Here is a 13,151-nt window from a genome sequence, read left to right as displayed (position 1 = left end):
CATGATCTGGCTGCCTCGATTCCCGACCGGGGGGACGCGCATGAAGGCAGCGCTGTCGTCTGCCGCTGCCTTGTCGCTGGCCCTTGGGCTTTCGGCCTGCGGCGATGCCGCCCGGTCGGATGCGGACAAGAGCGAGGCGGTCTCCACGAGCCTGCCCAAAGGATGGAGCCGCTTGGCCGGCCAGGACGTCGCCAGACTTGAAAATCCCGGGGTCCAGCGCTTGCCGGTCGCCGCCAGGGGCGACGACGGCGTGACCGTGGAGATCCGCGACACGTCGCGCACGATAGCCGGCGGAGACGATATCATCGAGATGTTCGATGCCCTCGGCCGTTCTTCGGATATCTTCGCCGCGCCGAAGGAATCGGCAACCGAAACGGGACGCGGCGCGCGGCATCGCTACCTCCTCAACCGCGCCACGGGCGCCGAAGGGGTGCTGAGCCTGAAGGGCACAGTGTTCTTCGGAAACAGCTCGCAACGCCATAGCCGGCTTTCCGCGCAGCTGCGTGCCGCCGGCACGCCGGCCATCGTTATCGACAGCGGGCAACCCGCCCCGGCCAGGATCCGGCGGATCGCCGCCGCCATCGGCCTTGCCGATGCGGGCGAACAACTCGCGCGCAAGGTCGAGGCGCAATATGCGCAAGCCGCCGCCATCGCGAAGACCGTCAGCCGCAAGCCGCGTGTGATCCAGTTGTCCGCGACGGGAGCCGGGGGCCATCCCGCCGTGCTCGGGGTCGGCGCGCCTTCCTCGCGGCTGATCGCCATCGCGGGTGGAACCGATATCGGCACCGAGATCGGCGTGAAGGGGGCATCCCCTCTCAGCCCGGAGGGCATGGTGCAGGCCGGACCCGAAGTCATCGTAATGACCGAGACCGATCTGAAGACGTTCGGCGGCGAGGAAGGATTGCTCAAAAGCTATCCGACGCTGGCACAGACGCCGGCGATCATCGACGGCCGCGTCTTCATCATGCCGGACCTGCAGCTCAAGACGGGGGGCATCGCCTCCGGGGCTGGCGTCGTGGCCCTCGCGCGCGCCTTCGCTGCCCTGGATTTCGAATGATCGGAAGGCTAGTCGGCGGCCTGCGGCGAGGCCGCATGTCGGCTTCGCGCGGGGCCGAGTTTGCCGTCCTGCTGACAGCCATCGTCCTGCTCGCCGCGGCCATTCTCGGCTCATTCGCTATCGGGCCGCTCAAGCTTCCGGCAAGCGATGTCGTTCATGTCGTCGCAGCACAGCTCGGGCTGGCCGACTCCGGTGACCTTTCCCGCCGGGACATCGCCGTGGTGTGGGATCTGCGCCTGCCTCGCATCCTGATGGCCTGCGTCGTAGGTGCCAGCCTGGCGGTCGCCGGCGCGGCACTGCAGGGCCTGTTCGGCAATGTCCTCGCCGATCCGGGTGTCATCGGCGTGTCCAGCGGCGCTTCGCTGGGCGCGGTTGCCGCGATCGTTGTCGGGGCGGATATGCTGGGCCGCTGGACGATCACGGTCGCGGCCTTTGCCGGCGGGTGCCTCGCGACGGCAATCATCTATGCTCTGGCGCGCGGCGATCGGTCGGGCGCGACGACGACGATGTTGCTCGTGGGCATAGCGATCGGAGCGGCCTGCGCCGCCGCGACAGGCTTCTTCACCTATATCTCCGACAGCACGCAGCTCGAACAGCTGATCTTCTGGCAAATGGGTTCGCTGGCGCGCGTGAGCTGGCCCGAGCTGGCGGCAGCGCTTCCCGCCTTCGTCATCGGCCTCATCGGTCTGCTCACGCTCGCGCGGCCGCTGGACCTGCTTGCCCTTGGCGAGCGGCAGGCGCGTCATCTGGGCGTGGACGTGCACCGTGTCAGACTGCTGCTGATCGTATTGGGCGCCTTGCTGGTCGGCTCGGCGGTCGCCTTCGCCGGTGCGGTCGGGTTCGTGGGGCTGGTCATTCCGCACATCGTGCGCCTGATGATCGGGCCGGGTCATCGCTGGCTGTTGCCGGTCGCCGCGGTTCTGGGCGCCCTGCTTATCGTGATCGCGGACACGGCCGCCCGGACGCTGGATCCGCCGCTCGAAATACCGCTGGGACTGTTCACCGCGGCCATCGGCGCTCCTTTTTTCCTGTGGCTGATCCAGCGGCAGCGGCCAAAGGTACGTGTATGACCCCCACGCCGGCCATCCAGCTTCGCGGCCTGTCGGTCACGTTGGGCTGCGCTCCGGTCCTATCGGATATCAGCCTCGATCTCGCCTATGGAACGCTGACGGCGCTGGTCGGCCCGAACGGAGCGGGCAAATCGACCTTGCTCAGCGTCATCGCCGGTGATGTCCCGCCCGACGAGGGAAGCGTCGCCATCGAAGGACACGCGGTCGCGGCATGGTGCAGCCGGGGCCTAGCCCGGCGCAGGGCGATGTTCGTGCAGGATCATCGCATCAACTTCGCATTCCGCGTTCGCGAGGTGGTCGAAATGGGGCGGCAACCCCATCCACCCGATCCGATCGCCGACGAGCGCATCGTGTCGGGCGCCATGGCGACCGCCGACATTGCGCATCTTGCCATGCGCGACATCACCTCGCTCTCTGGCGGAGAAGGCGCTCGCACATCCTTTGCGCGCGTCCTGGCGCAGGATTGCCCGATCGTCCTGCTCGACGAGCCCACCGCCGCGCTGGACCTGCGCCATCAGGAATCCCTGCTCGCGACCGCCCGCGATCTGGCGCGTGCGGGCGCATGCGTCGTCATCGTCTTGCACGACCTCAATCTCGCCTCCGGCTATGCCGATCGGATCGTAATACTCAAGAACGGCGCTGTCGCAGCCGATGGCACGCCCCGAGATGTCTTGACGTCCGGGACGATAGAAGACGTGTATGATCAGAGCGTCCTGGTTCTTGATCACCCGACACGCCGCACGCCGCTTGTCGTGACTATTTGATGGCCGCGGAAAGGGGGCCTAGCCCAACAAATCCGCAAGCCATTTAGAAATAGGGGCCTCTTGTCGCTCGGCATCGTTCACTGCAAGGGCAAGCGCGGTCGTCGAAGGCGGGAAACCGGCGCCGTAGTCCCGCCGCGCCCGCACCATGCCGGCGCGGTTCCACGTTCCAGTATGAAGCCGTCATCGGCGAGCTGCGCCGGGAGATCGCCGCCAAGGCGTAGAGGATCTGTCGAGGATCTTCGGTGCGGCCCAGGCCGCGCGTATTTGCCGCCCTCCCTTCCCCGCACGCGGGTATCTCGGTCGCGGGGAACACCAAGGACAGCCGCCCTTTCGTTCCCGAACGACAATCGACCGCCCGTGTAATCCGCCAAGCGCGCCTCGCGCCGCCCCTTACAGGGCGTCGGCCGCGCTAAGGCGGCTCGCCCGCGCCAGCGGTAGATTCTCGCTCCCCCTCCCCATCCCGTCCTCGCCGGAAGGCAGAGCCGCATGCCGCAGAGCAAGCGGCTTTCAGCCTGACAGGAAAGGAAGACATCATGGGACGTATCACCGAAAGCCGGGCCGATGTGTATCAGGAGATCACCGACCAGATGATTGCAATGATCGAGGCTGGCACCCGGCCTTGGTCGAAATCGTGGAACGGCAGCACCGCGCCCAATATCCCGCTTCGCTCGACCGGCGTTCCGTATCGCGGCATCAACGTCCTGACCCTTTGGGTTGCCGCCATGACGAAGGGCTTTGCTTCCCCGCATTGGCTCACTTTCAAACAGGCCCTCGCGCTTGGCGGATGCGTCCGCAAGGGCGAAAAAGGTTCTACCGTCGTCTATGCCAACAAGATCGAGGTGGATGCCGACAGGGGCGGACAGGGCGGTGATCAGGGGTCCGGGGACGGCAAGCGTCAGGTGGCGTTCCTCAAACGTTACACGGTCTTCAATTCCGAGCAGATCGACGGCATCGAGGCGAAATATCCCGCTCCCGCGCCAGTCATCACCGCGACCAATCCCGACGCGCGTGACGCCGAGCTGGATGCGCTCTTTGCCCGCATTCCCATCACCGTGCGGCATCAGGGTTCACAGCCCTATTACCGGCCCAGCGACGATATCGTCACCATGCCGGAATTTGCCGACTTCCACACCAGCGACGACTATTATTCGACCCTCGCGCACGAACTTTGCCACGCCGTTGGCCACCCGACGAGGCTGGCGCGTGCGACCCTCATTTCCACCAAGCGCGAAGACTATGCCCGCGACGAGTTGGTGGCCGAGCTAGGGGCAGCGTTCGTCAGCGGCGCGATCGGCATCAAGCTCCACGACCGGGAGGATCATGCCGCCTATCTGTCGAACTGGCTGGAGGCCCTGCGCAACGATAAGCGCGCGATCTTCACCGCCGCGCGCCACGCACAGGATGCGGCCGATTGGCTCTTGAGCCGCATGGGCGCGGACAGCGCCGCGCAGTTGGACGAAGCGGCGTGAGCGCGCCCGACGACCCCGGCCCCGATGAGGGCCGGGCCGTCGCGGGGCGACTGGTCTATGATCCGAACTTCGCGACCGTCAGCGAGGCCGAGTTCAACGAACTGATGGCGATCATGCGCGACGGGGCGGGAGCAAAGCCGCCCACCCCGGAGGGGCAATGGCGGCGCGACTATCACAAGGCGATGTTCAACCGCCGCCTTGTGGGCGTGCAGCCCGATCTTTTCGGGGGCAAGCCGGTGACACATATGCACAAGGCCAAGCCCGGCCCGGTTTCGGACTGGAAGCCCGAGCCGGTGGAAGACAAGCTGGCGCGGATCGCGCGCGATCCCAATGCGACCTTCGGCATCGGCCGACCGGGCTTGAGCGATGAGGAAAAGGCGGCGCTGGTCCGCTCGGCCGCGAACTGGCTGCGCATCGGTCAGCGCGTCCGCATCACCGGATCGTCCGTATCCTATGACGGCAGTTTCGAGCGCCGCAAAGGCCGCAAAGGCGTAGTCTGGCGCTTGTGCAGCCCCGTTTTCGCGGATCATCTCTATGTCTATCTCGATCCCGTAGGGGCGGAACGCGCCGAGAAAATCGCGATGGTGGAATTGCGCGATGTCGAGCCGATCGACGATCCGCTGTTGGTCCCCGAGCCCTTCGCCCTATGATCGGGCAGACGATCCGAAAGGAGCCATAGATGAATCCGCCCCAGCGCCGCCCCGTAATCCGCGCCGTCACGTTCGAGGAAGTCGGCGAAGCTATTGGCCGCCTCATAGACATTGCCCGTTCCGATACCGGCCAGTCCGCCCGCGTTGCCGACTTCTTGCTGGCATGGTGGAATGGCGACGACAACGGCCATTTCCCGATCCTGCACTTGTGCAACTGCGATGCGGTCATTTCAGAGGACATGCTGACGATCATGGCGCATCTGGCGCAGGAGCCGACCGTCTATCCCGATGCCTGGGGCTATCGCGAGGCGATCGAAGCCCTTGTCGGGGTGACTGCACGAAAGTGACTTATCTGCACGCTAAGAGCGAACGGACCGGGAACGCTGGGACTTTGTGTTCTTCTCCGTGGCTTCGAGGGCTTTGTAGAGGGCGGTTTTGCCGATCTTGAGGCGCGCGGCGGCCTCGCGAACTGTGAGGCCGGAAGCGATATGTTCGCGCGCCTTGCGGAGCTTGTCAGGTGTGACCACTGGCCGCCGCCCACCGGGGCGACCTCGCTCGCGAGCGGCCTTGAGGCCTGCATGGGTGCGCTCCCGGATCAGATCGCGCTCAAACTGGGCAAGCGAGCCGAAGATGTTGAACACCAGCATCCCGCCCGAAGTGGTGGTGTCGATGTTCTCGGTGAGCGAGCGGAACCCGATACCTCGCGTCGCTAGCTCGCCGACCTTCTCAATCAGATGGCTCATCGAGCGCCCAAGACGGTCGAGTTTCCAAACCACCAGCGTGTCGCCGCTGCGCAGATAGGCGAGCGCCTCGGCCAGGCCGGGCCGATCGGCTTTTGCACCAGATGCGTGATCGTCGAATATCCGGTCGCACCCGGCCGCGTTCAGCGCGTCGAGCTGGAGTGAGAGCTTCTGGTCTGCCGTCGAGACGCGCGCATAGCCGATCAACGCCACATGCAGCCCAATCCTGTCCGTTTTCCCATCATTATCTGATCTTGTCCGAATCGCCGTTATAGGTCCAGAGTTAACGGACATATTCCTGCTGGCCGCCAGAGGACCGTCTGACGGACACGCAAAGCGAAGGAGATGATGCTTGGCGAGACGGCGACTGGTGAGCCTGGAAATCTGGGCGAGGCATTATGGCGCGCCGCTCGATGAGCGCGAGATCGCGCGTCATTATACGCTGACCAGCGACGACCTGGAAATTGTCGGCCGCCGTCGCGGCGATGCCACCCGGCTCGGCTATGCGATGCTCATGCTATATATGAGATGGCCTGGCCGTGCGCTGGAAGCGGGCGAAGTCCCGCCCGCTCCTGTGCTCGCCTATGTGGCGCAGCAACTCGGCGTCGCGCCGGCAGCCTTCGCGGATTATGCCCATCGGGACCAGACCCGTCGCGAGCATCTCGTCGAAATCCGACGATCGCACGGGTTCAGGATTTTTGACCGCAACGCTTTCCGTGAAGTTGTCGCCTTCTCGGTCCCAATCGCGCAGACCATCATACACCCCGGCCAGATGGCAGACGTCATCGTCGATGAACTCCGGCGCCTGCAGATCCTCCTGCCTTCTCCGTCGATTCTCGAAGCGGTGCTGCGGCGGGCGCGCCAGCAAGCCGAACAGCTTACCTATGAAGTGCTCACGAATGGCCTGCTGCCTGACACCCTTCAGGGCCTGGACGATTTGCTGGCCCGACGACCGGGGCAGGTCGCGACATGGCTATCCTGGATGCGCAATGCGCCACAATCGCCGGCAGCGCGCAACATCCTGCGCCTGATCGAACGGCTCGCCTATATCCGCGCGCTGGGCCTCGATCGCGCCCGTGCCGACATGATCCCGGCTTTGACTTTTGACAGGCTGGCGGACGAAGGCAGCCGCATCACACCCCAGCACCTTGGCGAACTCAATGCCCTGCGCCGCCATGCGACGCTGGCGGCAACCGGCATCCGGCTTGAGGAAAGCCTGACCGACGCCACCCTGACGATGTTCGACAAGCTGTTGGGCAGCATGGCGCGCCGCGCCGAGAACCGGACCCGCGACAAAGCCCTCAAGACGGTGCGCGAGTTGCAAGGCCACCTCCGGACGCTCACGGGGTCTTGCCGCCTCCTCATCGACGCGCGCAGCAAGGGCGTGGATTCTCTGGCGCAGATCGAGGCGCTGGACTGGCAGCACTTCGCCGTGGCCGTCGAGCAGGCCGAAGTGCTCGGGCGACCGGAAACCGTCGATCGCACCGCCGAATTGATCGAGCGGCATCGGACGGTGAAGCTCTTTGTCGGCGCTTTTCTCAACGCCTTCGAGTTTCGCGGCGCCGGCGCGGTTCAGGGGCTCCTGTCAGCGCTGGCCATCATCGCGGAGCTATATCGGACCGGCAAACGGCGCTTGCCTGATCGCGTGCCGCTACGCTTTGTGCCGCCCGCATGGCGCCCGTTCGTCCTGCGGGATGGCATCGTTGATCGTGCCGCTTATGAACTATGCGCCTTGTCGCAACTACGCGAGCGGTTGCGAGCCGGGGATATATGGGTCGCGGGAAGCCGGCAGTTTCGCGATTTCGACAGCTATCTCATACCGCCGGCGACCTTTGCGGCGCTGCGCGAGAAGGGGCCGTTGCCGCTCGCCATCGAAACGGATTTCGAGCGCCATATCGAGGAACGGCGCACCAGGCTCGACACGGCGATCGAGCAGGTAACGGTCCTTGCACGGCAAGGGGAGCTGCCCCAGGTTAAGCTTGACGAAAACGGTCTCATCATCTCGCCGCTGAAGGCGGCAACACCGCCCGCCACCGAGATTGCCCGTCGCGCCGCCTATGATCGACTGCCGCGCGTGAAGATCACCGATCTTCTGCTGGAGGTCGATGCCTGGACCGGGTTCAGCGAATGCTTCATCCATCGTCGTTCGGGCCGGGAAGCCGACGATCGCAATGCGCTGCTCACGGTCATCCTCGCCGATGGCATCAATCTCGGCCTCACACGCATGGCGGAAACCTGCCGGGGCGCAAGTCTGCGTCAGCTCGCCCATCTTCACGACTGGCACATCAGCGAAGCCGCCTATGGCGAAGCGTTGGGAAGGCTGATCGACGCCCATCGCGCCATGCCGCTCGCCGCGCTGTGGGGAGACGGCACCACTTCGTCGAGCGACGGACAGCAATTTCATGCCGGGGGCCGTGGGGCCGCGATCGGCGACATCAACGCGCGCAGCGGCAACGAACCAGGCGTTGCCTTCTACACCCATGTCTCGGATCGATATGACCCCTTCGCAAGTCGGGTGATCGCGGCGACCGCTGGCGAAGCGCCCTATGTGCTGGATGGCTTGCTGTATCACCAGACCGGCCTGACGATCGAGGAGCACTACACCGATACGGGCGGGGCATCGGACCATGTGTTCGGCCTCATGCCCTTCTTCGGCTACCGCTTCGCGCCGCGCCTGCGCGACATCAAGGAGCGTCGTTTACACCTCCTTCCCGGCCAAGAATCCGGCCCCTTGCTTGCCGGCATGACGGCCGAACCGATCGCATTGGGTCATGTCGCGGCGCATTGGGACGAACTGCTGCGGTTCGCCACGTCGATCCGCACCGGCACCGTCACTGCTTCGGCAATGCTGCGCCGCTTGTCCGCCTATCCGCGACAGAACGGACTGGCCCTCGCACTACGCGAGCTGGGCCGCCTCGAACGCTCCATTTTCATGCTCGACTGGCTGCGCGACATCGACCTGCGCCGGCGCACCCAGGCGGGCCTCAACAAAGGCGAAGCCCGCAACGCGCTCGCCCGCGCGCTCTTCTTCAACCAGCTCGGCGAACTGCGCGATCGTCGGTTCGAGAACCAGACCTATCGCGCCTCCGGCCTCAACCTGCTCGTCGCCGCCATCATCTTGTGGAACACTCGCTATCTCGAAATGGCGCTGGCGGACATCGGCACAGCCGACGAAATCGCACGCCACATCGCGCCATTGGGCTGGGAGCATATCTCGCTGACCGGTGACTATAGCTGGAATGTTGAAGATCAACCCGATCCGGACGCCTTGCGACCGCTGCGCGCCGTCAACTCCCTACTTGCCGCGTGACGTTCGCTATCCGTTCGCCCTTTCCGTGCAGATACGTCACTTTCGTGTAGTCACCCCTAGAAGGCAGCAACAAGTAAGATCTCGCGCCGGCTATCTGGGCGAGCTTGGCGTAGGATTCCGCCCCCTCCCGCAAACGCCCCCCTATATCCCAATCCGCCCGAGCACGCCATCGTGCTCAGCTGTGATGAGAAGAGCCAGATCCAGGCGCTCAACCGCACCCAGCCGGGCTTGCCAATGAAGCCCGGGCGCGCCGGCACTGTGACACACGATTACAAGCGCAACGGCACCACCACGCTGTTTGCCGCACTCAACACGCTGGACGGCACGGTGATCTCGATGTGCCAGGATCGCCATCGGCATGAGGAGTGGCTAAAGTTCCTGCGCCTGATCGATCGCAAGACGCCCAAGCACCTTCAGTTGCACCTGATCGTGGACAACTACGCCACCCACAAGCATCCCGACGTCCAGCGGTGGCTGACCAAGCACCCGCGCTTCGTCATGCACTTCACGCCCACCAGCGCTTCGTGGTTGAACATGGTCGAGCGATTCTTCCGCGACATCTCCGAGAACCGAATCAAGCGCGACAGTTTCACCAGTGTGGCCGATCTCGAGCAAGCCATTGCGCAGTACATTGAGAATCACAACACGGACCCCAAGCCGTTTATCTGGGCCGCCAGCGCTGCCGACATCCTCGCCAAAGTCACCCGGGCCAAGACCGCGCTCGCACGCGTGGGGCGATAAGTGCAGAACAAATCGGCGCACCACACTAGATCCAATCTGCTAGTGTGGCGCAGAGGACAGCTCTGCACTTACTCGACACTGTTTGGAGCCCTGAGTACGGCCCCAACCTCGGCCGAGCGTGATCAATCAGAGATGAGGAACGATACTGTACAGCCTGATCACTCTCGACTCTCAGCATCGCCCCACATAACGCTTTCCCTGCCATCGATCCCCTCGGCCGCAGCTTCCTCGCCATCAACGTATGACCCGCAGAAATTTCTGCTTGCTCTATAGGTCAAATAATTCCTTTTTCAATCAATTGGCGAATCTCAGATTCAGAGAGCCCCCCAATACTCGACAGGACATGTTTAGTGTGTTGACCCAAGGTTGGCGGAGCCTTCGTATATTCGATTGGTGTCCCAGAGAACTTGATTGGGTTGGCCACCGACGGCGTGCTGCCAGCGACTGGATGAGGCAGATCAATCCGCATACCACGATGACGTACCTGCGGGTGCTCGAAAACCTGCCCAATATTATTGATAGGGCCACAAGGCACGCCCTCCGGTTCAATAAGGGCGATCCATTCGGCAACACGCCGCCTGGATAAGATTTCCTGCAAGAGCGGAATCAACACTTCACGATTGCGAACCCGGTTGGCGTTGGTAGCGTAGAGCTCGTCGGCAGCCATTTCCGGGCAACCAATCACCTCACACAATTTGGCGAACTGGCTGTCATTGCCGGCTGCGATGATTAGTTCGCCATCCTTCGCATCGAACACCTGGTAAGGCACAATGTTGGCGTGGGCATTGCCCTGGCGATGAGGGACTTTGCCCGAACATAAGTAATTCATGTTCATATTGGCCATCGTCGCCACCTGGACATCAAGCAGGGCCATGTCCACATATTGACCTTCACCTGTCTGGTTACGATAGGCCAGCGCGCCGAGGATACCGATGGTCGTGTAGAGGCCGGTCATGATGTCGGCCACCGCCACGCCTACCTTCTGTGGGCCGCCGCCGGGCAGATCGTCGCGCTCGCCGGTGATGCTCATCAGACCGCCGATACCCTGGATGATGAAGTCGTAGCCAGGCAAGTGGGCCATTGGCCCGGTCTGGCCAAAACCGGTGATAGAGCAGTAGATCAGGCGCGGATTGATCTTCTTCAGCTCATCATAAGACAAGCCGTAGCGCGCCATGTCACCCACCTTGTAGTTCTCAATGAAAACATCGCATTCCTTGACTAGCCGACGGATCACCTCTTGGCCTTCTGGCTTTGAGATGTTGAGTGTCACGGACTGCTTGCCACGATTTGCAGCCAGATAATAGGCTGCTTCCCTAGTGTCATTGCCGGCCAGATCCTTCAGGTAGGGAGGGCCCCATCCCCGAGTATCGTCACCACTGCCGGGACGTTCTATTTTGATGACTTCAGCCCCCATGTCGGCCAGCGTCTGGCTAGCCCATGGACCAGCGAGGACACGCGAGAGGTCAAGAACGCGAATATGGGAAAGTGCTCCGGACATGATATTTCCTTGATTACAAGCGTTCGATGACGACAGCTAGGCCTTGGCCGACGCCAATGCACAGACTGAGAACGGCATAACGGCCATTGCGGCGTTCCAGTTCGCGGGCAGCAGTCAACGCCAGGCGGGCACCGGAAGCGCCGAGCGGGTGACCCACTGCAATGGCGCCGCCGTTGGGATTGACGCGCGGGTCATCAAAAGCGACGTTCAGCAGCTTCAGGCAACCGAGCACCTGGGCCGAGAAGGCTTCATTGATCTCGATAATGTCCATGTCCGCCAGAGTCAAGCCAGCGCGGGCCAGCGCCTTGGGAATGGCATAGGCAGGGCCGATACCCATGATGCGCGGCTCGACCCCAGCAACGGCACCAGCAAGGATACGGGCCATCGGCTTGATGCCGGCCCTTTCACCGACAGCCTTGTTGCCAATGAACATGGCGACTGCTCCGTCATTAACACCGGAAGCATTGCCAGCGGTGGTAACGCCGCCCTCAAACAAGGCCTTCAGCTTACCTAACGATTCAAAGGTGCTTTCAGGGCGCGGATGCTCATCTTCGGAAACGATACGCGGCGGCGCCTTGCGACCGGTCGACACTTCTACCGACATGATTTCACCGGCCAGGAAGCCACTGGCCTGGGCGGCGGCGAATTTGGCCTGCGAGGCAGCGGCAAAACGGTCGCTATCCTCGCGGGTGAGCCCCAAGTCGCTGGCGACGTTGTCAGCCGTTTCCGGCATGGTATCGCCACCGTACTGCTTGGTGATGCGCGGATTGGGAAAGCGAGCGCCGATGGCCGAGTCGAAAACCTTGAAGTCCCGACTGAAGGCACTTTCGCTCTTGGCAACGACAAAGGGGGCACGGCTCATGCTCTCGACACCACCGGCGATATAGAGCTCGCCTTCACCGCAACTTACGGCGCGGGCGGCATCAAGCACGGCGGCAAGGCCGCTCGAACACAGGCGATTTACCGTCTGGCCTGGAATGCTAGCCGGCAGACCGGCAAGCAGTGCGGCATGACGGGCAATGTTCCGGCTGTCTTCGCCTGCTTGGCAGGCGCAGCCAAGAACGATGTCTTCGATCTGTTCGGCTGCGAAGGGCGAGTCGGCGACGAGCTTGCGAATGACGCTGGCGATCAGGTCATCGGGACGAACCGTGGCAAGGGCACCTGCCTGGCGACCAAAAGGAGTACGCAGGCCGGCATAGAGATAGGCATCAAGCATATTTTTGTCCTAGAGCAAAAGGTCAGTTATCGGTAGTCAACAGGGAAAGGCTTAGCAGCACAGGGCGTTTCACTGAGGAGGCGCAGAGGTTCAGTCAGGTACCCGCAGCCAGCATAGTTGATTATGAAGCCCGAGGTGTCGCTGGCCCGTACGGGGGTATGCCCCATCTGGCGGGCGATATCGATCAGGGCATCGGCGATATCGTCATTAGTTAGCGGACCGACGATGACTTCGACGATCTTCATCAACGGTACTGGACTGAAGAAATGAAAGTCGGCGACCCGGCCAGGATGAGCACATGACACAGCAATCGCTGTCACCGACAACGATGACGTGTTGGTCGCGAGGATGCACTTGGTGCTGACCACCGCCTCCAACTGCTGGAACAGCTCGCACTTGCTCCTCAATTTTTCGACGATAGCTTCGACGACCACGGTACACGGTGCTAGGTCGGCCAGCGACTCGGCCACGCAGAGACTGGCTACACTCGCCCCAACTGCATCTGCCATCAGCTTGCCCTTGCCGGCTCTGTTGCAAAAATCGTGAAGCTTGAGCATGCTTGGCGGAGATTGGACGGACGGAACGATGACGGATTTCAAGTGGCGCCATTTCCAGGGTGATGTGATCCTGTGGGCG

Annotated in this window: 11 protein-coding genes and 1 pseudogene; 8 read left to right on the top strand and 4 right to left on the bottom strand. The window is 63.0% G+C overall.

Translation table 11 applies throughout. From position 1 onward, the window contains the following. Position 1: 1 nt before the first annotated feature. The 6 genes from FFS35_RS18735 (at position 2) to FFS35_RS18710 (ending at position 5,357) form a co-directional block, all read left to right on the top strand. Positions 2 to 1,057 carry an ABC transporter substrate-binding protein gene (locus FFS35_RS18735; protein WP_212742235.1) on the top strand — a complete coding sequence of 352 codons (1,056 nt, stop codon included), beginning with the start codon at positions 2 to 4 and terminating at the stop codon, positions 1,055 to 1,057. Between the two features lie 35 nt (positions 1,058 to 1,092). Beyond that, positions 1,093 to 2,127 carry an iron ABC transporter permease gene (locus FFS35_RS18730; RefSeq protein WP_100240091.1) on the top strand — a complete coding sequence of 345 codons (1,035 nt, stop codon included), beginning with the start codon at positions 1,093 to 1,095 and terminating at the stop codon, positions 2,125 to 2,127. Beyond that, entirely contained in the window at positions 2,124 to 2,891 is a 768-nt protein-coding gene (locus tag FFS35_RS18725; RefSeq protein WP_100240090.1) for a heme ABC transporter ATP-binding protein, read from the top strand. The genes FFS35_RS18730 and FFS35_RS18725 overlap by 4 nt, the downstream gene beginning before the upstream one ends. A gap of 533 nt (positions 2,892 to 3,424) precedes the next feature. After that, the gene (locus FFS35_RS18720; RefSeq protein WP_100240089.1) at positions 3,425 to 4,360 is read left to right on the top strand and encodes a zincin-like metallopeptidase domain-containing protein; all 936 of its coding nucleotides are present in this window, start codon (positions 3,425 to 3,427) and stop codon (positions 4,358 to 4,360) included. Continuing rightward, entirely contained in the window at positions 4,357 to 5,010 is a 654-nt protein-coding gene (locus FFS35_RS18715) for a hypothetical protein (RefSeq protein ID WP_100240088.1), read from the top strand. The genes FFS35_RS18720 and FFS35_RS18715 overlap by 4 nt, the downstream gene beginning before the upstream one ends. Positions 5,011 to 5,039: 29 nt before the next feature. After that, complete coding sequence (locus tag FFS35_RS18710; RefSeq protein ID WP_137788346.1) at positions 5,040 to 5,357, top strand: hypothetical protein; 318 nt, start codon at positions 5,040 to 5,042, stop codon at positions 5,355 to 5,357. Between the two features lie 12 nt (positions 5,358 to 5,369). Here FFS35_RS18710 and FFS35_RS18705 read toward each other — a convergent pair whose 3' ends face one another. Then, a complete protein-coding gene (locus FFS35_RS18705) occupies positions 5,370 to 5,963 on the bottom strand; it encodes a recombinase family protein (protein WP_013039114.1) in 594 nt (197 codons plus the stop codon). Between the two features lie 139 nt (positions 5,964 to 6,102). On the opposite strand from FFS35_RS18705, the gene FFS35_RS18700 reads away from it, so the two are divergent. Both FFS35_RS18700 and FFS35_RS18695 read left to right on the top strand, forming a co-directional pair. Next, complete coding sequence (locus FFS35_RS18700; protein ID WP_031286087.1) at positions 6,103 to 9,060, top strand: Tn3 family transposase; 2,958 nt, start codon at positions 6,103 to 6,105, stop codon at positions 9,058 to 9,060. Positions 9,061 to 9,201: 141 nt separating this feature from the next. Next, positions 9,202 to 9,801 (top strand): annotated as a pseudogene (locus FFS35_RS18695) (IS630 family transposase); the annotation flags it as partial. A 274-nt stretch (positions 9,802 to 10,075) separates the two neighbouring features. On the opposite strand, the gene FFS35_RS18690 reads toward FFS35_RS18695, so the two are convergent. The 3 genes from FFS35_RS18690 to FFS35_RS18680 all read right to left on the bottom strand — a co-directional run. Then, a complete protein-coding gene (locus tag FFS35_RS18690) occupies positions 10,076 to 11,299 on the bottom strand; it encodes a CaiB/BaiF CoA-transferase family protein (protein ID WP_137788345.1) in 1,224 nt (407 codons plus the stop codon). 13 nt (positions 11,300 to 11,312) lie between these two features. Continuing rightward, entirely contained in the window at positions 11,313 to 12,515 is a 1,203-nt protein-coding gene (locus FFS35_RS18685) for a 3-oxoadipyl-CoA thiolase (RefSeq protein WP_137788344.1), read from the bottom strand. 26 nt (positions 12,516 to 12,541) lie between these two features. Further along, positions 12,542 to 13,151, bottom strand: a 610-nt coding sequence (locus FFS35_RS18680; RefSeq protein WP_249341740.1) for a 3-hydroxyacyl-CoA dehydrogenase NAD-binding domain-containing protein, incomplete at its 5' end; no start/stop codon positions are given.

The sequence above is a fragment of the Sphingomonas sp. 3P27F8 genome (assembly GCF_005502745.1).
Taxonomy (GTDB): Bacteria; Pseudomonadota; Alphaproteobacteria; order Sphingomonadales; family Sphingomonadaceae; genus Sphingomonas.
The sequence above is the reverse complement of the archived record's forward strand: the minus strand, read 5'-3'. Positions and strand labels throughout refer to the sequence as shown.

What these genes read in the sequence shown, in the direction of transcription:
- FFS35_RS18710 (WP_137788346.1), top strand. Translation starts at nt 5,040, where the DNA reads ATGAATCCGCCCCAGCGCCGCCCCGTAATCCGCGCCGTCACGTTCGAG.
- FFS35_RS18690 (WP_137788345.1), bottom strand. Translation starts at nt 11,299, where the DNA reads ATGTCCGGAGCACTTTCCCATATTCGCGTTCTTGACCTCTCGCGTGTC.
- FFS35_RS18725 (WP_100240090.1), top strand. Translation starts at nt 2,124, where the DNA reads ATGACCCCCACGCCGGCCATCCAGCTTCGCGGCCTGTCGGTCACGTTG.
- FFS35_RS18730 (WP_100240091.1), top strand. Translation starts at nt 1,093, where the DNA reads ATGTCGGCTTCGCGCGGGGCCGAGTTTGCCGTCCTGCTGACAGCCATC.
- FFS35_RS18735 (WP_212742235.1), top strand. Translation starts at nt 2, where the DNA reads ATGATCTGGCTGCCTCGATTCCCGACCGGGGGGACGCGCATGAAGGCA.
- FFS35_RS18685 (WP_137788344.1), bottom strand. Translation starts at nt 12,515, where the DNA reads ATGCTTGATGCCTATCTCTATGCCGGCCTGCGTACTCCTTTTGGTCGC.
- FFS35_RS18720 (WP_100240089.1), top strand. Translation starts at nt 3,425, where the DNA reads ATGGGACGTATCACCGAAAGCCGGGCCGATGTGTATCAGGAGATCACC.